This window comes from Flavobacterium sp. FG139, assembly GCF_057809695.1.
In genome coordinates this window covers 252,056-273,322 of record NZ_JBMDKL010000002.1, presented here as the reverse complement: position 1 = coordinate 273,322, position 21,267 = coordinate 252,056, and the positions used below count along the sequence as shown (strand labels likewise).

21 protein-coding genes are annotated in these 21,267 nt (G+C 35.6%); 14 read left to right on the top strand and 7 right to left on the bottom strand.

Features of this window, described 5'->3' with window-relative positions; all coding sequences use genetic code 11:
* Positions 1-121: 121 nt before the first annotated feature.
* From ACODSI_RS02680 to ACODSI_RS02665, 4 genes are all read left to right on the top strand, one after another.
* The gene (locus ACODSI_RS02680) at positions 122-520 is read left to right on the top strand and encodes a hypothetical protein (RefSeq protein WP_488915306.1); all 399 of its coding nucleotides are present in this window, start codon (positions 122-124) and stop codon (positions 518-520) included.
* A 123-nt stretch (positions 521-643) separates the two neighbouring features.
* A complete protein-coding gene (gene ffh / locus ACODSI_RS02675; RefSeq protein ID WP_488915305.1) occupies positions 644-1,981 on the top strand; it encodes a signal recognition particle protein in 1,338 nt (445 codons plus the stop codon).
* Positions 1,982-2,078: 97 nt separating this feature from the next.
* Positions 2,079-2,963, top strand: a complete 885-nt coding sequence (locus tag ACODSI_RS02670) for a bifunctional 5,10-methylenetetrahydrofolate dehydrogenase/5,10-methenyltetrahydrofolate cyclohydrolase (protein ID WP_488915304.1) — start codon at positions 2,079-2,081, stop codon at positions 2,961-2,963.
* Position 2,964: 1 nt separating this feature from the next.
* Positions 2,965-3,456, top strand: coding sequence for a GNAT family N-acetyltransferase (locus ACODSI_RS02665; protein ID WP_488915303.1), 492 nt, complete (start codon positions 2,965-2,967; stop codon positions 3,454-3,456).
* Here the strand turns inward: ACODSI_RS02665 and ACODSI_RS02660 are convergent.
* Complete coding sequence (locus ACODSI_RS02660; RefSeq protein ID WP_488915302.1) at positions 3,453-3,854, bottom strand: hypothetical protein; 402 nt, start codon at positions 3,852-3,854, stop codon at positions 3,453-3,455. The genes ACODSI_RS02665 and ACODSI_RS02660 overlap by 4 nt on opposite strands.
* 84 nt (positions 3,855-3,938) lie before the next feature.
* On the opposite strand from ACODSI_RS02660, the gene ACODSI_RS02655 reads away from it, so the two are divergent.
* Entirely contained in the window at positions 3,939-4,367 is a 429-nt protein-coding gene (locus tag ACODSI_RS02655) for a hypothetical protein (protein ID WP_488915301.1), read from the top strand.
* Positions 4,368-4,410: 43 nt separating this feature from the next.
* On the opposite strand, the gene bamJ is transcribed toward ACODSI_RS02655, so the two are convergent.
* The 6 genes from bamJ to ACODSI_RS02625 are packed head-to-tail and all read right to left on the bottom strand — an operon-like array spanning position 4,411 to position 9,333.
* Positions 4,411-5,517, bottom strand: coding sequence for a BamJ family beta-barrel-assembly machinery protein (gene bamJ / locus ACODSI_RS02650; protein ID WP_488915300.1), 1,107 nt, complete (start codon positions 5,515-5,517; stop codon positions 4,411-4,413).
* A gap of 28 nt (positions 5,518-5,545) precedes the next feature.
* Complete coding sequence (locus ACODSI_RS02645) at positions 5,546-6,667, bottom strand: peptidylprolyl isomerase (RefSeq protein ID WP_488915299.1); 1,122 nt, start codon at positions 6,665-6,667, stop codon at positions 5,546-5,548.
* Between the two features lie 10 nt (positions 6,668-6,677).
* Complete coding sequence (gene gldI, locus ACODSI_RS02640; RefSeq protein WP_488915298.1) at positions 6,678-7,241, bottom strand: gliding motility-associated peptidyl-prolyl isomerase GldI; 564 nt, start codon at positions 7,239-7,241, stop codon at positions 6,678-6,680.
* Between the two features lie 2 nt (positions 7,242-7,243).
* The gene (locus ACODSI_RS02635) at positions 7,244-8,248 is read right to left on the bottom strand and encodes a DHH family phosphoesterase (protein WP_488915297.1); all 1,005 of its coding nucleotides are present in this window, start codon (positions 8,246-8,248) and stop codon (positions 7,244-7,246) included.
* A gap of 36 nt (positions 8,249-8,284) precedes the next feature.
* A complete protein-coding gene (crcB, locus tag ACODSI_RS02630; RefSeq protein WP_488915296.1) occupies positions 8,285-8,656 on the bottom strand; it encodes a fluoride efflux transporter CrcB in 372 nt (123 codons plus the stop codon).
* Positions 8,656-9,333 (bottom strand): DUF805 domain-containing protein, encoded by a 678-nt coding sequence (locus ACODSI_RS02625; protein WP_488915295.1) that lies wholly within the window; start codon positions 9,331-9,333, stop codon positions 8,656-8,658. Before ACODSI_RS02625 ends, crcB begins: the two co-directional genes overlap by 1 nt.
* A gap of 237 nt (positions 9,334-9,570) precedes the next feature.
* Between ACODSI_RS02625 and guaA the strand changes: the two genes are divergently transcribed.
* The 9 genes from guaA (at position 9,571) to ACODSI_RS02580 (ending at position 21,257) form a co-directional block, all read left to right on the top strand.
* Entirely contained in the window at positions 9,571-11,100 is a 1,530-nt protein-coding gene (guaA, locus tag ACODSI_RS02620; protein ID WP_488915294.1) for a glutamine-hydrolyzing GMP synthase, read from the top strand.
* 79 nt (positions 11,101-11,179) lie between these two features.
* On the top strand, positions 11,180-13,096 hold the full coding sequence (locus ACODSI_RS02615) for an amino acid ABC transporter substrate-binding protein (protein ID WP_488915293.1): 1,917 nt from the start codon (positions 11,180-11,182) through the stop codon (positions 13,094-13,096).
* Entirely contained in the window at positions 13,096-13,500 is a 405-nt protein-coding gene (locus ACODSI_RS02610; protein ID WP_488915292.1) for an OsmC family protein, read from the top strand. Before ACODSI_RS02615 ends, ACODSI_RS02610 begins: the two co-directional genes overlap by 1 nt.
* An 84-nt stretch (positions 13,501-13,584) precedes the next feature.
* The gene (locus ACODSI_RS02605) at positions 13,585-13,815 is read left to right on the top strand and encodes a DUF3820 family protein (RefSeq protein WP_274782837.1); all 231 of its coding nucleotides are present in this window, start codon (positions 13,585-13,587) and stop codon (positions 13,813-13,815) included.
* A 128-nt stretch (positions 13,816-13,943) separates the two neighbouring features.
* Complete coding sequence (gene pyrG, locus ACODSI_RS02600) at positions 13,944-15,554, top strand: CTP synthase (protein WP_488915291.1); 1,611 nt, start codon at positions 13,944-13,946, stop codon at positions 15,552-15,554.
* A 72-nt stretch (positions 15,555-15,626) separates the two neighbouring features.
* The gene (yidC, locus tag ACODSI_RS02595; protein ID WP_488915290.1) at positions 15,627-17,516 is read left to right on the top strand and encodes a membrane protein insertase YidC; all 1,890 of its coding nucleotides are present in this window, start codon (positions 15,627-15,629) and stop codon (positions 17,514-17,516) included.
* Between the two features lie 101 nt (positions 17,517-17,617).
* Entirely contained in the window at positions 17,618-18,331 is a 714-nt protein-coding gene (locus ACODSI_RS02590) for a toxin-antitoxin system YwqK family antitoxin (RefSeq protein WP_488915289.1), read from the top strand.
* A 101-nt stretch (positions 18,332-18,432) separates the two neighbouring features.
* On the top strand, positions 18,433-19,620 hold the full coding sequence (gene mnmA / locus ACODSI_RS02585; RefSeq protein ID WP_488915288.1) for a tRNA 2-thiouridine(34) synthase MnmA: 1,188 nt from the start codon (positions 18,433-18,435) through the stop codon (positions 19,618-19,620).
* A gap of 26 nt (positions 19,621-19,646) precedes the next feature.
* Positions 19,647-21,257 (top strand): S8 family serine peptidase, encoded by a 1,611-nt coding sequence (locus ACODSI_RS02580; RefSeq protein ID WP_488915287.1) that lies wholly within the window; start codon positions 19,647-19,649, stop codon positions 21,255-21,257.
* Positions 21,258-21,267 lie beyond the last annotated feature (10 nt).

Genomic DNA, 21,267 nt, shown 5'->3' with positions numbered 1-21,267 from the left:
GGTTATACTAAAAAATGTTTTTTGTTGTTAAATTTATCAAAACCAAGTAAACTTTGAAATGATGAAAACATTAAAATTAATACCGATTTTATGTTGCATTTTTATGCTAAATGTGGCATCAATGTGCAGCAAAGACGATAATCCGACTACCAATGTAGCGCAAACACAAGTGGTAAGTACAGCCTCTTCTGGAACATGGAGAGTTACATTGTATGATGATTCAGGTACTATTAAGACGTCTAATTTTACTGGGTATAATTTTGCCTTTGGTTCTAATAATCTTCTTACATCAACTAACGGAAGCAATACTTACACTGGCACATGGTCTGTTACAGATTCCAATAGTAATGACGATACCCTTGACGATTTACATTTTAATGTATTATTTAATTTGCCAACTAATTTTGCTGACTTGACAAATGATTGGCATATTGTATCAAGAACGGATACCAAAATTCAACTGAATGATGTAAGTGGAGGAAATGGAGGTACTGATTACCTTACTTTTGAAAAAAATTAAATTCAATTGCATTTATAACACAAAACCATTCGTAAAAGGAATGGTTTTTTTGTTTATAATACTTTCATACTTCAATTTCAAATGCTTAAATTTGCACTTCATTTTTAGAAAACTTCAATAATTATGTTTAATAATTTAAGCGAAAAACTAGATAAAGCCTTTCATATCCTAAAAGGACACGGAAAAATCACCGAAGTTAACGTTGCAGAAACGCTAAAAGAAGTGCGTCGCGCCTTACTTGATGCCGATGTGAACTTTAAAATTGCTAAAGATTTTACAACTTCTGTAAAAGAAAAAGCAATGGGGCAAAACGTTTTAACCACTTTAGAACCAGGACAATTAATGGTGAAATTGGTGAAAGACGAGTTGACCGAATTGATGGGTGGTGATGCTACAGGTATTAATCTTTCGGGTAACCCAACTGTGATTTTAATGTCGGGTTTACAAGGTTCGGGTAAAACTACTTTCTCGGGTAAATTAGCCAATTATCTTAAAACTAAAAAGAATAAAAAACCTCTTTTGGTTGCCTGTGATATTTACCGTCCTGCAGCGATTAATCAGTTGCATGTGGTAGGTGATCAAATTGGTGTTGAGGTATACTCCGAACCAGAAAATAAAAACCCAGTTGATATTTCATTAAAAGCAATCGCTTATGCAAAAGCTAACGGTTTTAATGTAGTTATTGTCGATACCGCTGGTCGTTTGGCTGTTGATGAAGAAATGATGACCGAAATTGCTAATGTGCATCAAGCCATTAAACCGCAAGAAACCTTATTCGTTGTGGATGCGATGACAGGTCAAGATGCTGTAAATACGGCAAAAGCCTTCAACGACCGATTGAATTTTGATGGAGTTATTTTAACTAAATTAGATGGTGATACTCGTGGAGGAGCTGCCATCACCATTAAATCGGTAGTAAACAAGCCAATTAAATTTGTAGGTACTGGTGAAAAAATGGATGCTATTGATGTATTCTATCCTTCTCGTATGGCCGATAGAATATTGGGTATGGGTGACGTAGTTTCCCTGGTAGAACGTGCTCAAGAACAATATGACGAAGAAGAAGCACGTAAACTACAAAAGAAAATTGCTAAAAACGAGTTTGGTTTTGACGATTTCTTAGCGCAAATTCAGCAAATTAAAAAGATGGGTAGCATGAAAGACTTAGTCGGAATGATCCCAGGTGCTGGAAAAGCCATGAAAGATGTTGAAATTGAAGACGATGCTTTCAAACACATTGAAGCGATTATTTATTCGATGACACCGAAAGAACGAAGCAAACCATCGTTAATTGATATGAAACGTAAAACCAGAATCGCCAAAGGTTCGGGTAGAAAGATAGAAGAAGTAAATCAGCTGATGAAACAGTTCGACCAAATGAGCAAAATGATGAAGATGATGCAAGGCCCAGGAGGCAAGAACATGATGCGCATGATGGGCGGAATGAAAGGCATGAAATAAGACCGTAAAGGCGCGATTAATCGCGTCTTTTTTTATACTATCAATTTTGATTTTATAGTTTTGCAAGACAACACACAACACACAAAATAACTACACTATGCAAATTTTAGACGGAAAAAAAGTATCGGAAGATATTAAAAATGAAATCGCAGCCGAAGTCCAAAAAATGAAAGATAACGGCGAAAAAGTGCCTCATCTTGCCGCAGTAATTGTGGGTAACGATGGTGCTAGTTTGACCTACGTAGGTAGCAAAGTAAAAGCCTGCGAAAGAGTAGGTTTTGAATCGACTTTGGTCAAAATGCCTAGCACTACCTCGGAAACCGAACTACTTAAGAAAATAAAAGAGTTGAACGAGAATGATGACATCGATGGTTTTATTGTACAACTTCCGTTACCCAAACAAATCGATACCCAACAAATCATTAATGCCATCGATCCAAGTAAGGATGTAGACGGTTTCCATCCCGAGAATTTTGGTAAAATGGCCTTGGACATGAGCACGTTTATTCCGGCTACACCCTTCGGAATTTTAGAATTATTAGAACGTTATAACGTACAAACCAATGGAAAGCATACGGTTGTTATTGGAAGAAGCCACATTGTTGGACGTCCGATGAGTATCTTGATGGGAAGAAATCATTTTCCAGGAAATTCCACAGTTACCTTAACCCACAGTCATACTAAAAACATCAACCAAATAACGACACAAGCCGATATTATTATTACAGCTCTTGGCGTTCCTAATTATTTGAAAGCCGAGATGGTAAAAGACGATGTAGTGGTTATTGATGTGGGTATTACTCGTGTAGCCGATGAAACTTCTGAAAAAGGCTATAAAATTGTGGGTGATGTTGATTTTGAAAATGTTTCTAAAAAAGCTTCTTTTATTACGCCAGTTCCAGGTGGAGTAGGCCCTATGACGATTGCCATGTTGCTAAAAAATACGCTTTTGGCACGAGAACAAAAAAGAATGAAAAAATAACATGACGATTTCGGTTGCTACTAAAAGCCAATTGCCCATTATTCAAGGATTGACGTATCAAATTTGGCCCATTGCTTATGGAGAAATTCTCTCTAAAGAGCAATTGGAGTATATGTTGCATAAATTCTATGAAACTTCTTATTTAGAAAGTCAGATTGATAATGGACAGGTGTTTTTATTGGCTGAGGAAAACGGAACTCCTTACGGATTTGCTTCGTATGAGTTGAATTGTGATGCAACTAACAAAACTAAGATTCATAAACTATACGTTTTGCCAGAAACCCAAGGAAAAGGGTTAGGAAAACAATTAGTTGAATTTATTAAAAATATTGCAAAACAACACCAAAACGAAGCTGTTTTCTTAAATGTCAATCGGTTTAATAAAGCCTTGTCGTTTTATGAAAAACTTGGTTTTAAAAATATTGAAACGATTGATATTGAGATTGGAAATGGCTATTTAATGGAAGATTATATTATGGAATTAGCTCTTTAATTAGATGCTTTAAAAACAATAATTTGTTTGGCGTCATTTCTGGAAAGCTGAATTTCATTTTTGGTCAACGAGTGGATTTTCCATTTTACAATGCCTCTTTCGTCTTTGATGACAATATTTTTTTCTTCCAAATCCAGAGTCCAAGTGCCTTCTAAATCAAGAACAAAACTGGTCATGCATGTTTTGTCTTTTCGAATTTCGATATAAATACCTTCGAGAAGTGATTTTGTTTCTTCTAATTCTTTTTTAGAAAATTTTGGATTGATAACATCTGAAAACACCCATTTATTGCAAACTGTATTTTCATCAATAGTGATTTGATTGGTAGTCTTGCTTTGGGCAGTACTTATGGAATGTATACCAATGGTTAAAAAGAATAGGAAGGTAATTTTTTTCATAGTTACTTATTTTAAGTATAAAAATATAGAAAAATAGGTTGCTTTGTTTTAAATCTTTCCGAAATTTGAAAAAAAATAAAATTTATGAAATTAAATCCCAAAAACGGCATCGATCAACTGCTTTTCGGAATGAAACAGAAGGATGTAATTGCACTTTATGGAACGCCAGACAAACAATTTGAAGACGACGACAGCAATATGATTTTTTTGTACAATCAACAGAAACTGCGTTTGACGTTTTATGAAGATGAAGATTTTCGATTGGGATATATTATTACGTCCAATGCAGAAGCTACTTTGTTGGATAAAAAAATACTAGGATGTAACGTCGAAAATATAAAAAGGGAATTGCCTTTTAAGTCGTGGGAGCAAGAAGATTTTGATTCCACCGAAAATCATTTTAACGAAAGCAATTGGCTTACCTTACAATCAGAATATGGTGAAGTAATTCGAATAGAACTTGGTGCCATCATTAACGATAACGACGAATTCGATTGGAAGTTTAAAAAATAGAATGCAATAAAAAACCCTCAAGTTATTGAGGGTTTTTTATTTTCTAATTATTTATTTTGATTAATTCAACTTCAAAAATCAAATCACTTTTTGGAGGAATTGCACCAGGATATCCTTGTTCTCCATAGGCTAAATTGTATGGAATAAAGAATTTGTATTTAGAGCCTTCTTTCATCAATTGTAATCCTTCTGTCCAACCTTTGATAACTTGGTTCAATCCAAAATCAATTGGTTGACCACGTTGTACACTACTGTCAAATACTTTTCCGTCAATAAAAGTTCCTGTGTAATGTACTTTTACGTTGCTAGTAGCAGTTGGAGTGGCGCCAGTTCCTTCTTGTAAAACGATGTATTTTAATCCGCTTGCAGTTGTTTTACCGTTAGCAAATTCTTTCAAAGCGGCTTCGTTAGCAATAGCACGTTCTTTAGCTTCTTTTTCAGCTTGTATTTTTTCTTCAGCATCTTTATTGGCAAAATAGGTAGCAAATACTTTAGCGGCATCAAATTTCTTTGCCGCTGCACCTTTTCTAGTAATCGTTATTTTGGTAATAACATCATTTTGAGCAATGGCATTAACCACATCTTGACCTGTAATGACATAACCAAAAATAGTATGTTTACCATTTAGGTGCTGTGTAGGAACATGTGTAATAAAAAATTGAGAACCATTGGTTTTAGGGCCAGCATTTGCCATAGCTAAAATTCCAGGTCGGTCAAATTTAGCATCCGTGAATTCGTCTTTAAAGGCATAACCCGGTCCGCCAGAACCATTACCATCGGGATCACCACCTTGAATCATGAAGTTAGCAATTACTCTGTGGAATTTCAATCCATCAAAATAATGTTTTCCTTTAAATTTTTCATTTACTTGAGTATTTGTTCCTTCTGCTAATGAAACAAAATTCGCAACAGTAATAGGCGTTTTTTGGTATTCTAATTTTAAGAAAATTTTACCTTTAGAAGTTTCTATTTCGGCAAAAATACCTTCTTTAGTATCTAGCGCTGGTGTGGCTGTAACTGTAGTGGTATACTGCGTTTTTGGTGCTGTAGTAGTTGTGGTTTTTTTAGCAGTACTTTTTGTCTTTGTTTGTGCATTAGCCAATGATAATCCTAAAAGGAATACTACTATAAGTTTTAAATTCATTTTCATGGTATACTGTTTTTTATAGATTTTTAAATTAATTGTTTTCTAATAGTTGAACTTCAAATATCAGATTAGCATTAGGTGGAATCATGTCTCCAGCTCCATTTTCACCAAAGGCTAAGTTAGAAGGAATGAAAAGAACGGCTTTATCACCATAATTTAATTTAGATAATCCTTCTTCAAACCCCTTTATCATTGCACCTTTTGCACCGATATCAAATGGTAGTTTCTTGTAGCCATTTTGAGCTGCTTTTTGTTGATTTAATTGCCCTAAGGATTTAGCCAATTCAGGGTCACTCGTGTCAAAAAGCGTTCCATTTTCTAAATAACCAGCATAAGCTACATAAGCAAAAACACCTTTAACAGGCTTTTTGGTGCTTCCTTTTTGATTGATTGCATAAGATAAACCAGAAGGTAGTTTGGTCGCTGATTTTTTAAGTTTTGCAAAATAAGCCACTTTTGAATTGATTGTTTGTTTCAAAGCAGCCGCATCGATAGCCGCTTGTTTCTTAATGTTTTCTGCTTCTATTTTGTAGTAATCTGTAAAAACTTTTACAGCATCAAACTTTTTGGCCGCTTCGCCTTTTCGAATTATTTTTATCGAATTGATAGCATCACCTTGCACAATTGTATTGGCTACATCCATACCTTTATCAACAACATGACCAAAAATAGTATGCATGCCATTCAACCAAGGTGTATCTTTAATGGTGATAAAAAACTGACTTCCATTAGTACCTGGGCCTGAATTTGCCATGGCTAAATAGCCTCCTTTATCAAATTTTAAATCCGTAATTTCATCTTTAAATTTATAGCCTGCATCTCCAGTACCATTTCCAAGTGGGTCGCCTCCTTGAATCATAAAATCTTCAGGGTCACCGTTATTTTTTGAAATTACTCGGTGAAAAACTAAGCCGTCATACAAGGGTTTGTTTTTATATCCTTCAGCTACAAACGGATTTTTTCCTTCAGCTAATGTAACAAAATTGGCAACGGTTACAGGAGTTTTTACATATTCTAACTGAACTAAAATAGATCCTTTAGACGTTGCAATCTCGGCATATAATCCGTCTGCTAAATTTGAATAATCATTGCCTTTACAACCAACAAATACTACCGCAGCTATTATTAAGGCTATACTTAAAATTCTTTTCATGGTTTAATTATTATTCTTGAGTTATTTTATTTTGTGGTTTAAAATCGTTTAAAGTTACAGTACAAATAAGTGGTTCATTAGTTCCAATTCGTCTGTTGTCACCATGATATCCAAAAGCCATGTGGGAAGGAAATAAGAACGTTACCGTTTCATTTTTGTGCATTAATTTAATCCCATGACGCAATCCCATCATGATGTTTTGTTTGTCAACCACATAGGTTTGTGGCTTCAATTCCAATTGTGAATAAATAACATTGCCATCCAAATCTTTTATTTCATAGTCGAAATTAGCGACATCACCTTTTTTCGGACGCAAGGTGTCCGTTTCATTTTTGGTTTCATAATAATACCAATATCCTTTTTGAGAAGTTAGGTATTTTACATTCGGATTACTTTTTATAATCGAATCTATTTTACCTTCTTCACCTTTAATGAGTTTTTTATTGCGTTCAACGGAAGCATTTAAAAACTCGCCAGAAGAACGTGAAACCGGCATTCTAGCTTGTTGCTGTTTACAGCTTACGAGTGCTAAAATGGCAATAGTTAACAAAAAGTAGCTTTTTAAGTTTTTCATATTTAGATATTGAGGTTTGAAACAATTTGTTCAAATTTTTTAATAGTATTTTCCAAAGAATCATTCGATTTTCCACCAGCCGCATTGATGTGACCACCACCATTGAAGTGTTCACGTGCAAATTGATTGACATCAAAATCACCTTGGGAACGGAAGGATATTTTGATGATATTTTCTTCTCGATGTTCGATGAAAATAGCCGCAAAAACAATGCCTTTAATGGTTAAACCATAGTTCACAATGCCTTCGGTGTCGCCTTTGACATAGTGAAACTCGTCTAGCTCTTTTTGCGAAAGCGTAATATAAGAAGTTTTTTTATCAAAAAGCACTTTCATATTTTGCAAAGCTCTTCCCAAAAGTTGAAGCCTTTCATAGGAATTATTGTCGAAAAGTAGGTTTGGAATTTCTGAATTTTCAACACCTAAATCTATAAATTCAGCAGCAATTCGATGTGTGGTTCCTGTTGTTTTTGGAAAACGAAATCCACCAGAATCTGTTAGAATTCCGGTATATAAACAGGTAGCAATGGTTTTATCGATAAGTGATTTTTGATTTAGAAATCCTATAAAATTGTAAATCATTTCACAAGTTGAACCAAATGCTGTATCCGAATAGGTATAAGTTGCATACGTATCAGGCAATTGGTGGTGATCAATCATAATCATAGGAACCGAAAGTTTGCCCAACACGTGTTCCATTTCTCCAGTGCGGTGTAGCGCATTAAAGTCTAAGGTAAAAACCAATGCCACTTCTTGTAATACTTTGGTGCAGTGTGCACGATCATTTTCATAAACTAAAACAGTTTCAGAAGCAGGCAACCATGCCAAGAATTCAGGAAAATCATTAGGAGCAATTACGACTGGTTGATGATTCATTTTTAATAAAAAATGATACAATCCAAGTGTTGATCCCATAGCGTCACCATCGGGACTGCGATGTGGAATGATGGCAATTTTTTTTGGTGTTGCCAATAATTCTATAATGGCCTGAATGTCTTTTTCGTTCATGGGTGCGAAATTACATTTTTTTGTGTTAAAAAAACGTTATTTAGAAACAAAAAGACCGAGCCAAACAGCAAAAATTCCGAGTACAACACTCAAAGCAATGTAGCCAAAAGCGAGTAAGGAATGGTTGGATTGAAAAAGGGTATAATTTTCAAATCCAAAGGTTGAAAAAGTAGTATATCCACCACAGAAACCAGTGACTAAAAACCACTTTAAATTGCTACTGGCTAGATTGTTTTTTTCTAAAATTCCAATGAAAAGACCAATAATAAAGCAACCCACAACATTTGTGATAAAAGTAGCTAATGGAAATTGGTTACTCCAATATTTATTTACCAAAACCGAAGTTAGATAACGCAGTACGCTTCCAATAGCGCCACCGATGGCTATATATAATATTGTTTTTAGCATTAAAATTGAAATCTATCTGAAGTTAAAAGGAAGGCTTTAATGAATTCGTAAAAACCATAAACCATGTAAAGAACTGAACAGATGAGCAGTATAATTTTCCATTTGTAATTTTTGACAGTTAAGGAAACAATTATGGGCAAAAACATCCAAATACAATTACTGAACATATTAAAATATTTATAAATAGGATTTTCATAAAATTTTTCTGAAGAATTTACAATGAATGTCCAAATAATTTTACTTAAAAATATCCATAATAAATAGGATACAATAATAGTTGTTGATGTTTTGTCATCTAGAATAAAATCAGCAATGTCAGTATTTACAGGTTTTTCACCATAAACGTTTTCATCATCTTCACTTTCAGTACAAAACAAGACTAGTAGGTATAGTCCAACCAAAGGAATTAGGGCTAAAAATAAGTAGCTACCGCTTTTTCCAACGTCATGCAAACGTCTCACCGCCAAAGCAAGACCTGGTAAAAAACAAAACAATCCATATACAATGTAAAAAGGGCCAAATAAATGTCCTTCAAAATTAATTTTAAAGGATACATCAATGCAGAAGAACAGTATAGCAAACATGGTGTTGAACAAACCAAACATCCAATATTCTGTTCGACTCGAACGGCCATCAAAGTTGTTAAAATTCCGTAAAGCGTGTAAATACCATTTCATAGTTTATTTTTTGGAAGATTTCAAAAATAGTAATTTTAGACGAATATATAATTGTTGTTTTTTTTGAATGAATTTAATGTAAGACAAAATCTAAATAGCCCCGATTGCAGCAATCCGCCGTGCGGTGCGAAAAGCGGGAATAAGGTTGGTAGAAAGCCCAAGCCATTCGCTTCAAAAAAAATAAAATAATTTACGAATTCTCTTTTTTATTTTCCCTCAAGAATAGTACTTTTGCACATGCAACACAACGTACTTATTTTAGATTTCGGCTCGCAATACACACAACTAATTGCTCGCCGCGTTCGCGAATTAAACATATTCTGCGAAATTTTTCCTTACAATCATTATCCCACTGATTTATCGTCTTACAAAGCGGTGATTCTTGGCGGAAGCCCTTACTCGGTGCGCGCTGAAGATGCTTTGCAAATCGATTTATCGGAAATTAGAGGCAAATTGCCATTGCTTGCTGTATGTTACGGTGCGCAATATTTGGCTCATTTTTCGGGCGGTGAGGTAGCTGCTTCCAACATCAGAGAATACGGAAGAGCGAATTTGTCCTACATTAAAGAAGACGAAGTTTTCTTTGAAAATGTCAACCTCAATTCACAAGTGTGGATGAGTCATAGTGATACCATCAAACATTTGCCTACTAACGGTGTCAAACTGGCAAGTACCAATGACGTTGAAAATGCCGCTTACAAAATTGAAGGCGAAATTACGTATGCCATACAGTTCCATCCCGAAGTGTATCATTCTACGGACGGAAAGCAAATGTTAGAGAACTTTTTAGTTAAAATTGCTGAAGTGCCACAAAACTTTACTCCGAATGCTTTTGTAGACGATTGCGTGAAAGAGTTGCAAGAAAAAGTAGGTGATGACAAAGTGGTACTCGGACTTTCTGGTGGTGTTGATTCTACCGTAGCGGCAGTTTTATTACACAAAGCTATTGGTAAAAACTTATACTGCATCTTTGTAAACAACGGATTATTGCGTAAAAATGAATTTGAAAACGTGCTCCACCAATATAAAGACATGGGCTTGAACGTAAAAGGCGTCGATGCTTCGGCACGTTTTTTGTCGGAGCTGGCTGGTGTTGATGATCCAGAAACCAAACGTAAAATTATCGGAAGGGTTTTTATAGAAGTTTTTGATGATGAGTCTAAAATTATTGAAGATGTGACTTGGTTGGCTCAAGGAACCATTTATCCCGATGTAATCGAATCGGTTTCGGTAAAAGGACCAAGTGCAACCATCAAATCGCATCACAATGTGGGCGGTTTACCCGATTTTATGAAATTGAAAATTGTAGAACCACTTCGCATGTTGTTTAAAGATGAAGTGCGAAGAGTAGGCGCTACTTTAGGAATTGATCCCGAATTATTAGGGCGCCATCCGTTTCCTGGTCCGGGATTGTCGATTCGAATATTAGGTGATATAACACCAGAAAAAGTGCGTATCTTGCAAGAAGTTGATGCCATTTTCATTAACGGATTAAAAGAACACGGATTGTACGATAAAGTATGGCAAGCTGGAGCGATTTTGCTACCCGTAAATAGTGTAGGTGTGATGGGTGATGAACGTACGTACGAAAAAGTAGTGGCACTTCGAGCGGTTGAATCTACCGACGGAATGACTGCCGATTGGGTACATTTACCGTATGAGTTTTTAATGAAAATTTCTAACGAGATTATCAATAAAGTGAAAGGTGTTAATCGAGTAGTATATGACATCAGTTCCAAGCCACCAGCAACTATTGAGTGGGAATAGTTATCAATAGCAATGTCAAAATTTAAAAAGATCGGTTTTTGAAATTGATTTTTGAAGTTAAAATTTAATTTAAAAAGATATGTTTAAAAGAGTTATTTATCTTATTGTATTCGTTTTTACAACTTCTGTTTTTGCACAGAGTTATACCAAGCATACGGTTGTGAAAGGTGAAACTATTCAGTCGATTGCACAGAAATACAAGGTAACTCCGTATGATATATATAAGTTAAATCCAGATTCTAAAAATGGCATTCAACCCAATTCCGTTTTATTGATTCCTAAAATGGTTGCTGTAGCGCCAAAACCAAGTAATGTTGCTGCGACAAAAGAGAAACTTCACGAAGTGGTTGCTGGTGACACCAAATACAGCATCTCTAAAAAATACGGTATATCTGTAGAAGATTTAGAGAAATGGAATCCAGAAATAAAAGTCAGTTTGCCTTTAGGTTTTAAAGTACGACTCAATGCAAATGCACCAAAACCAACAGCACCAGTGGTAGCTAACAAGCCTAAAGTTACTAATGCTTCTGTTATTACTCACGAAGTGGTTGCTGGCGACACCAAGTACAGTATTGCCAAAAAATATGGAGTTTCAATTGAAGATTTAGACAAACAAAATCCTGAAATTAAAGAAGGTCTTCCTTTGGGATTTCAATTGAAAATTAGCAAATCTAACTCAAATACTACTGCTGTAGAAGAAGTAAAATCACATGCTAAACCAATCGATTTATTAGAATATACTGTAAAATCGGGTGAAACCTTATACAGTTTAACACATCTTTTTAATTTATCAGAAGCATCTTTAATAGGTTTGAATCCGAGTTTAAAAGAAGGCGTTAAAGAAGGAATGGTATTAAAAGTCCCAGCCAACTTATCGTTTGCTAAAGAAACTAAGAATAGTCTAAAAGATTTGACAAAAACCATTTCGGCTCAAAAGAAAAAACAATTGGTGTTGTTTTTACCATTCAATGCTTCGAAAATTCAAAGCGACTCGCTTACTTCGGTTTCAGAAAGGTTGAAAAAAGACAAATTTTTAAACCTGACACTCGATTTTTATTCAGGTGCTTTAATGGCGATTGATTCGGCCAAAGCATTAGGAATGAATGTTGATATTAAGATCTTTGATTCGGAAGAAACTAAAAATGCAACTACAGCTTTATCGGTAATTTCTAACGAAAATTTTACCAATACCGATGCGGTTATCGGACCTTTTTATCAAGTAAATGTTGAACGAGTAGCAGCTGCTTTAGAAGATAAAAACATTCCTGTGATTTCTCCATTATCTAAAGATGATGGTAGGTCCTACAAGAATTTATACCAATCGATGCCACAAAATGAAGACATAAGAAAAGCGATGTTTGATTATATGCATGCTAAAAACGGCAACATTATTGGCGTGATTGACCCTAAGAAATTAGCGGTAAAACAATACATTCAGGATTTTCAAAAAGATGTAAAAATTGTAGGTGTTTCTGATAAAGGTGGATTTGTGGCCGACAGTATTAAAAAATATTTTGTAAAAGACAAGCTAAATTATGTCGTATTGGAATCTGAAAAGACAGGAACCATTTTTACAGTTACCAATGCAATGCAAGCGGCTATGAAAGACTATCAAGTGCAATTGGTAATTTTGGAAAATAACGAAACGCTCGACTTTGAAGAAATCGATTTGAAACGGTTAACCAAATTGAAAATGCTTTATCCATCGGCAACAAAAGATAACGATACGGCAGAAGCACAACAATTTGAAATGGCTTACAAAAAGAAAAACAGAATTTTCCCGAATCAATATGCCGTTCGTGGGTTTGATGTGACTTTTGATACCTTGTTGCGTTTGTCTCAAGAAAAATCATTATCTGAATCGTTAGATAATGAGGCTTCAGAGCAAGTAGAAAGTAAATTTGATTATGCTAAAAAACTGTCTGGCGGATATGCCAATAACGGTATTTACATTTTGTATTACGACGAAGATTTAACTATAAAACAAGCAGAATAATGGCAACTTCCAAAGTAACTTATTTAGGAGAATTACGAACGTCATCCATTCATTTGCAATCGGGTAGCGAAATAATTTCCGACGCACCAATTGATAATAACGGCAAAGGTGAAGCCTTTTCGCCAACCGATATGGTGGCCAATTCTCTCGCGACTTGCATGTTAACTGTTATGGGAATCAAAGCACGCGATTTGGGTGTTGATTTTTCAGGTTCTACAGCCGAAGTTACCAAAGTGATGGCTGCCGAGCCTAGACGAATTTCCGAAATTCACATTACTTTTCACATGAATTTGGTTGCCGATGATAAAACCAAAATCATTTTAGAACGAACGGGTATGACTTGTCCGGTGCATTATAGTTTGCATCCAGATATAAAAAAAGAAATTGTTTTTAATTGGAAATAGATCAGAATAAAGAAAATAGAATAAAGAACATAGATACCGGAAAGAGTCTATTATCTTTTCTCTTTTTTCTATTCTCTTTAAAAAATGGATGATCAACAGAAATCACTTATCAAACTAGCTCACACCAAAATGCCTTTCGGGAAATACGAAGGCAAATACCTTATTGATTTACCCGAGTATTATTTGGTTTGGATTCATAACAATCGCTTGCCTAATGGGCAGCTTGGCGAACAACTCAAATTGGTGTATGAACTCAAATTAAATGGGTTGGAAGAACTTATTCGCAACATCAAAAGGCAATATCCAAAACCATAATTTTCCATTAATTATTTCTCATAATTGTCAATTATCCATTGTCAGTTATCAATTAATAATTGTACTTTTGCATCGTTTTTTACAAGAAAACAGAACAACAAACAACAACACAACAACAAACCATTACAATGAATCAAACGAAATACATTTTTGTTACTGGCGGTGTGACTTCTTCCTTAGGAAAAGGGATTATAGCAGCATCTTTAGCAAAATTATTACAAGCTCGAGGTTACCGAACTACTATTCAGAAATTTGATCCTTACATTAATGTTGATCCCGGAACGTTAAATCCGTATGAACACGGAGAATGTTTTGTCACTGACGATGGAGCAGAAACCGATTTGGATCTAGGTCATTACGAGCGTTTTTTAAACGTACCCACTTCACAAGCTAATAACGTGACTACTGGAAGAGTCTATCTTTCGGTTATTGAAAAAGAACGTCGTGGCGAATTTCTAGGAAAAACGGTTCAAGTGGTTCCTCATATCACTAACGAAATTAAAGAACGCATGCAATTGCTCGGGAAATCGGGTGATTTTGATATTGTTATTACTGAAATTGGTGGAACAGTTGGAGACATTGAGTCACTTCCTTACATCGAATCGGTGCGTCAATTGGTATGGGAATTAGGAGATAACAACGGAATTGTAATTCATTTAACGTTGGTTCCTTATTTGGCTGCGGCTGGCGAATTGAAAACAAAACCTACACAACACTCGGTGAAAACCTTGATGGAAAGCGGAATCAAAGCCGATATTCTAGTCTGTCGAACCGAACATGAATTGTCAGATGAATTGCGTCAGAAGTTAGCTTTATTTTGTAATGTCAAGCGCGAAGCGGTAATTCAATCTATTGATGCTAAAACCATTTATGAGGTTCCGAATTTAATGTTGGAAGAGGGCTTGGATGTAGTAGCTTTGAAAAAGTTGGCATTACCCGAAAAAGCGTCACCCGATTTATCACAATGGAATGATTTTCTTCATAGACTAAAAAATCCAAAACATACGGTAAATATCGGTTTGGTAGGAAAATATGTTGAATTGCAAGATTCGTATAAATCAATACTGGAAGCGTTTATTCATGCCGGTGCCGCCAATGAAACTAAAGTGAATGTAATCAGTATTCACTCAGAATCCATTGATGCCAAAACGGCAGAAAAGCAATTGAAGAATTTAGATGGCATACTAGTTGCTCCTGGATTTGGCGAACGCGGCATAGAGGGAAAAATAGAAACAGTTCGTTATGCTCGTGAACATAACATTCCGTTTTTCGGAATTTGTTTAGGGATGCAAATGGCGGTGATTGAATATTCAAGAACTATTTTGGGATTAGCAGATGCTAATTCAACCGAAATGAATCCGAATACGACCAATCCTGTCATCGATTTAATGGAAGATCAGAAAACCATTACCGATAAAGGCGGAACCATGCGTTTGGGTTCGTGGAAATGTGATTTAAAAGAAGGTTCGTTGGCACAGCAAATTTATGGTAAATCACAAATTTCAGAGCGCCATCGTCATCGATATGAATACAATAATACGTATTCAGCAGCTTTAGAACAAGCCGGATTAATCAGTTCAGGAATCAATCCTGATACGGGTTTGGTTGAAATTGTAGAAATAAAAAATCACCCATTTTTTATCGGAGTACAATACCATCCAGAATATAAAAGTACAGTTGCCAATCCACAGCCAATTTTTGTTAGCTTTGTGGCCGCAATGGTAAAAAATAAAAAGTAAGTTTTCAGAATAATCTGAAACTAAGAAACAAAACAGTCTTAAATACGACTGATGTATAAATTATAAATAGTAATGGAACATAAGAAATTTGACAAGAATTCAATTATCGGAATAACATTGATTGTTTTGATTTTCGTTTGGATGACAATTAACAGTCAAAAAGAGGCCGAAAAAGAAAAGCAGTTAAAAGCGAAACAAGAAAAAATTGATAAAGCTAAAAAGGCTACAGAATTAAAAACAAAAGAAGTAGCTTCAGTAACGGTAGATTCTACAGTTAGTGATACGGTTAAACTTCAAAAGTTGCAAGGCGCCTTAGGAAGTTTTGCTTATTCGGCGACCTTACCAACAGCCAAAGAAGGCTATTCGGTACTTGAAAATGACTTAGTCAAATTAACTATTGCTAATAAAGGAGGTTATATTTCAGAAGCTATTTTAAAGAAATACGAAAAATTTAAAAAAGGCTCTGGACAATTGGTAGAGTTGATTAAAAACAACAATGCCGATTTGAATATTGCATTGCAAACAAACGACAATCGCGTTCTAAATACTAAAGACTTGTTTTTTGAGCCAACACTAACCAAAGTGGGTGAAAACCAAGTGTTGTCGATGAAATTGAAAGCCGGAGCTAATGAGTATTTAGAATACAAATATGTGTTGAAACCTAACGATTATATGTTGGATTTTGACGTACGTTCTCAAGGGTTAAATAAGGTGTTAAATACGTCGAAACCTGCTGGATTTGAATGGAATTTAAAAACCTATCGCAATGAAAAAAGTGTGGTTTACGAAAACCAAAATGCGGAAGTATATTTTGAATACGAAGACGGCAAAATAGATTATGTAGGCCAAGGAAAAGATAAAGAAGAAAACCCAAAAAAGACAACGTTTATTGCTTACAAGCAGCATTTCTTTTCGTCAATTTTGATGACCAGTACGCCATTTGAAACGACTAAAATTCATTCGGCTTCTTTAGTAGACGATGTGAAAAAAGATACTGTTTTCACAAAACAATTCAAATCTACCATGCCATTGGCATTCAGAAATGGTGAACTGGATTATAAAATGAATTGGTATTACGGTCCAACAGATTACAAAACATTAGGAAAATATGATGGGAAACACCTTGACAAAATCATTCCGTTAGGTTGGGGAATTTTTGGATGGATTAATCGTTTAATTTTCATTCCTTTATTTGGGTTTTTAGGCGGATTCATGTCGTATGGTTTGGCAATCATAATTTTTACCATTTTAATCAAAATTGCGATGTCGCCTATTACGTTCAAATCGTTCTTGTCGCAGGCAAAGATGAAAGTGTTGCGACCAGAGATAGCTGAATTAGGTGACAAGTTCAAAGATCCAGTGAAGAAGCAACAAGAAACCATGAAGTTGTACAACAAAGCGGGTGTAAACCCAATGGCTGGATGTATTCCAGCGTTGATTCAAATGCCGTTTTTGATGGCGTCGTTCCGATTCTTCCCATCGGCATTCGAATTGAGACAACAACCGTTTTTGTGGGCAGATGACTTATCGTCATTTGACCAAGTATTCAAGTTGCCGTTCAACATTCCAATGTATGGTGACCACGTGAGTTTGTTCCCTATATTGGCGGCGATTGCAATTTTCTTCTACATGAAAATGACTTCTGGTGACAATCAAATGGCACAACCACAACAAGAAGGTATGCCAGACATGACCAAAATGATGAAAATCATGATTTATGTTTCGCCATTAATGATGTTGATTTTCTTCAATAACTACGGTTCTGGTTTGAGTTTGTACAACTTTATGTCGAACTTAATCACTATCGGAATCATGTTAGTAATCAAGAAATACTTTATTGATAGTGACAAAATTCACGCTCAAATTCAGGAAAATAAAACCAAGCCTGTAAAAGAAGGTAAGTTCCAGAGAAAACTTCGTGAAGCTATGGAGCAAGCCGAAGCTCAAAAAAATAAAAAATAAAAACAATAAAAGCTGTCAGAAATGATGGCTTTTATCTTTTTGGGAATTATTTTTGTAGCAATAAAAACGGTAATTAATAGTTATACTTATAAAAAAATACAATGAGATATTTAATTGTTCTGATACTATTTTCAAGTTCAATTTTTGCCCAAGACATTAATAAATTGGATGCCAACGGAAAAAAACACGGCTTGTGGAAAGGTATTTATGAAGAATCAAAACGACCACGATATGAAGGAACTTTTGAACATGGTAAAGAAATAGGAACGTTCAAGTTTTTTGATGATACGGCTGTGGGAACTGTTATAGCTACTCGTGAATTCAATCCTAAAGACAATTCGTGTTATTCTATTGTGTACAATCAAAAAGGCAATAAAGTCAGTGAAGGCAAACTTGTGAATAAGCTCTATGAAGGCGAATGGAAGTACTATCACGAAGATTCTAAAGTGATAATGACTACCGAAAATTACGTAAACGGTAAGTTAAATGGCATCCGAAAAGTGTATTATCCAAGTGGCGCTATTGCTGAAGAAGCCAATTACAAAGACGGTAAAAAAGACGGTTCCTATAAAAAGTATGATGAAAAAGGAATCGTATTGGAAGAAACACAATACAAAAATGGTGAATTTGACGGTTTGGCTATTTTTAGAAATCCTAAAAATGTTATTGTGGCCAAAGGAATGTTTGTTAAAGGAAAAAAAGAAGGCGTTTGGGAAATGCTAAATGATAAAGGCAAAATGGTATCTACCAATATGTCCAAACAAAAAGTTAGAAAATTTGTGAAGAAACCAATGACCCGAGAAGAAGAACGATAGTTCAATATAGATATTAGTTACTAAAGTATATGTTTTACCAATTAAAGCATATACTTTTTTTTATTATTTAATGTAAATTTGCAGTTCAAAATAAATAAGAAATGAAACGTGTTGTAGTAGGACTTTCTGGTGGTGTTGATTCGAGTGTTGCGGCTTATCTTTTAAAAGAACAAGGTTACGAAGTAATTGGACTTTTTATGAAGAATTGGCACGATGACTCGGTGACAATTTCTAACGAATGTCCGTGGCTAGAAGACAGCAACGATGCGCTTTTAGTGGCAGAAAAACTCGGAATACCGTTTCAAACCGTCGATTTAAGCGAACAATACAAAGAGAAAATCGTTGATTATATGTTCAACGAATACGAAAAAGGACGTACGCCAAATCCGGATGTATTGTGCAATCGTGAAATAAAATTTGACGTCTTCATGAAAATTGCATTGAGTTTAGGCGCCGATTTTGTAGCTACAGGTCATTATTGCAGAAAAGGTGAAATTGATGTTGATGGAAATCCAGTTTATCAATTGTTAGCTGGCGTAGATGGCAACAAAGATCAATCGTATTTTCTATGCCAATTATCGCAAGAACAATTGGCCAAATCCTTGTTTCCAATAGGTGAATTAACCAAACCACAAGTGCGCGAAATCGCTACTAAAATGGAATTGGTAACGGCTGAGAAAAAAGATTCACAAGGATTGTGCTTCATTGGTAAAGTGCGCTTACCTGAATTCTTGCAACAACAATTACAACCCAAAGAAGGTTTGATTTTTGAAGTGGCTGCCGATAATGCAATTTATCAGCAAGAACAACCAAATTTTGAATCGAAAGAAGACGAACTTCGTTTTGAGTCAACTCCAATACAGTATACTCCAGAAGCTGGTAAAGTAGTGGGTAAGCATCAAGGTGCACATTATTTCACTATCGGACAACGAAAAGGGTTGAACGTTGGTGGCACCAAAGAAGCCTTGTTTATCATTGCTACCAATGTTGCTACCAATACTATTTATACGGGTCAAGGGCATCACCATCCTGGATTATCTCGTAGAACTCTTCGAGTACAACCATCAGAAACGCATTGGATTCGTGAGGATTTAAGACTTCAAAATGGAGAAACCATGGAAGTTATGGCACGCATTCGCTACCGCCAAGAATTACAAAAAGCAACTTTATACCAATTTGAAAGTGGCTTGTATGTACAATTTGAACAACCCCAATCGGCTATAACCGAAGGACAATTTGTAGCGTGGAATGTGGGACACGAATTAGTTGGTTCGGGAGTAATTTCTTAAATTAGCACATTCCTAAATCGAATGGTATGCGAAAGTTTCTGGTAATCTCATTAGTATTAATCTCTTTTTGCGGATTTTCTCAAGAAGATGCTTTGGTTTATTTTAACGACAAACCCAACGCTCAAGCTTTTTTTGACAATCCATTAAGTGAATTATCCCAACGTGCTTTAGACCGACGTACTACTCAGGGAATAACCTTGAGTATCAACGATGCGCCCATAGAACAATCGTATATCAATCAAATTGCATCCGCTACTGGAATTACCGTTAAAGCCCAATCCAAATGGCTCAATTGTTTACACATTCGTGGTAGTGTAGCAGATATTCAGGCATTATCTAGTTTATCTTTTGTCAATCGCATTCATTTTGCGGATAATGCGCTCAATTTAAAAACGGCTATTCCCAAAGTTCTTAATCCGGTCAATAAACAAATGAATGTGCAAACGTCATTTGCCTATGGAACTTCAGCCAATCAAATACAAATGCTCAACGGCCATCTATTACATCAAGCTAATTATACGGGTACTGGTAAAATCATAGCAGTTTTAGATTCTGGATTTACAGGTGTGAATACGATAATTCCGTTCAACAGAATGTTCAGTAACGGATTGTATCTTGGAGGTTATAATTTTGTAGCAGGTAGTACTGATGTTTTTTCTACACACAATCACGGAACCATGACGCTGTCGTGTATGGTAGGTTATGTTGACGGACAGTTGGTAGGCACAGCACCAGACGCAGGATATTATCTGTTTATTACCGAAGATGTTGCTGGTGAAAATCCAGTGGAAGAAAGTTTTTGGGTACAAGCGGCAGAAGAAGCCGACCGATTGGGTGTCGATATTATTTCTACATCTTTGGGGTATTTTGAATACGACAATCCCAACTATAGTCACACCTATTCTGATATGACAGGAAATAGTGCTTTTGCCTCGCAAGGCGCCAATATTGCTTTTAGTAAAGGAATGATTGTAGTGGCAAGTGCTGGAAACAGTGGTGGTTCGACTGAGCCACATGTAGGCGTTCCAGCTGAAGCTACTCATGTTTTGGCCGTTGGAGCCGTTGATGCTACCGAAAATTATGCCGCGTTCAGTTCTGTAGGGCCCAGTTTTGATGGAAGAATCAAACCCGATGTTATGGCAAAAGGTCAAGGAACAACACTTTCTAATACAAGTGGCATTATAGTAACCGCTAGTGGAACCTCCTTTTCATGTCCGGTGATGGCAGGAATGATCGCTAGTTTTTGGCAAGCCGTTCCGAACATGACCAACCAACAAGTAGTTGATTTTGTGAAACAATCAGCCGATCGATTTTCTAATCCCGATGTTCAATACGGTTATGGAATTCCCGATTTTCAATTGGCGTTAACCAATGCTCTATTATCGGTTGATGAAAATACAAAAGCGTATTTTGTTGTGGCACCAAATCCGGTTTATGATTCGGTTTCTCTATCGTTTCCCAACGAATTTGATCAAGCTTCGATTTCTTTCTACAACACGTTAGGGCAACTAGTTTTGGAACAAAAAGTAACCACATCGCATGCTACAATTTCATTAAGCGCTCTGAATTCGGGAGTGTATTATTACAAAATTGAAAGCAATTCGTTATCACAATCGGGTAAAATAATCAAAAATTAATTGGATATTA

Coding starts and splice junctions, on each gene's coding strand:
- ACODSI_RS02680 (WP_488915306.1), top strand. CDS start 122: ATGTGCAGCAAAGACGATAATCCGACTACCAATGTAGCGCAAACACAA.
- ffh (WP_488915305.1), top strand. CDS start 644: ATGTTTAATAATTTAAGCGAAAAACTAGATAAAGCCTTTCATATCCTA.
- ACODSI_RS02670 (WP_488915304.1), top strand. CDS start 2,079: ATGCAAATTTTAGACGGAAAAAAAGTATCGGAAGATATTAAAAATGAA.
- ACODSI_RS02665 (WP_488915303.1), top strand. CDS start 2,965: ATGACGATTTCGGTTGCTACTAAAAGCCAATTGCCCATTATTCAAGGA.
- ACODSI_RS02660 (WP_488915302.1), bottom strand. CDS start 3,854: ATGAAAAAAATTACCTTCCTATTCTTTTTAACCATTGGTATACATTCC.
- ACODSI_RS02655 (WP_488915301.1), top strand. CDS start 3,939: ATGAAATTAAATCCCAAAAACGGCATCGATCAACTGCTTTTCGGAATG.
- bamJ (WP_488915300.1), bottom strand. CDS start 5,517: ATGAAAATGAATTTAAAACTTATAGTAGTATTCCTTTTAGGATTATCA.
- ACODSI_RS02645 (WP_488915299.1), bottom strand. CDS start 6,667: ATGAAAAGAATTTTAAGTATAGCCTTAATAATAGCTGCGGTAGTATTT.
- gldI (WP_488915298.1), bottom strand. CDS start 7,241: ATGAAAAACTTAAAAAGCTACTTTTTGTTAACTATTGCCATTTTAGCA.
- ACODSI_RS02635 (WP_488915297.1), bottom strand. CDS start 8,248: ATGAACGAAAAAGACATTCAGGCCATTATAGAATTATTGGCAACACCA.
- crcB (WP_488915296.1), bottom strand. CDS start 8,656: ATGCTAAAAACAATATTATATATAGCCATCGGTGGCGCTATTGGAAGC.
- ACODSI_RS02625 (WP_488915295.1), bottom strand. CDS start 9,333: ATGAAATGGTATTTACACGCTTTACGGAATTTTAACAACTTTGATGGC.
- guaA (WP_488915294.1), top strand. CDS start 9,571: ATGCAACACAACGTACTTATTTTAGATTTCGGCTCGCAATACACACAA.
- ACODSI_RS02615 (WP_488915293.1), top strand. CDS start 11,180: ATGTTTAAAAGAGTTATTTATCTTATTGTATTCGTTTTTACAACTTCT.
- ACODSI_RS02610 (WP_488915292.1), top strand. CDS start 13,096: ATGGCAACTTCCAAAGTAACTTATTTAGGAGAATTACGAACGTCATCC.
- ACODSI_RS02605 (WP_274782837.1), top strand. CDS start 13,585: ATGGATGATCAACAGAAATCACTTATCAAACTAGCTCACACCAAAATG.
- pyrG (WP_488915291.1), top strand. CDS start 13,944: ATGAATCAAACGAAATACATTTTTGTTACTGGCGGTGTGACTTCTTCC.
- yidC (WP_488915290.1), top strand. CDS start 15,627: ATGGAACATAAGAAATTTGACAAGAATTCAATTATCGGAATAACATTG.
- ACODSI_RS02590 (WP_488915289.1), top strand. CDS start 17,618: ATGAGATATTTAATTGTTCTGATACTATTTTCAAGTTCAATTTTTGCC.
- mnmA (WP_488915288.1), top strand. CDS start 18,433: ATGAAACGTGTTGTAGTAGGACTTTCTGGTGGTGTTGATTCGAGTGTT.
- ACODSI_RS02580 (WP_488915287.1), top strand. CDS start 19,647: ATGCGAAAGTTTCTGGTAATCTCATTAGTATTAATCTCTTTTTGCGGA.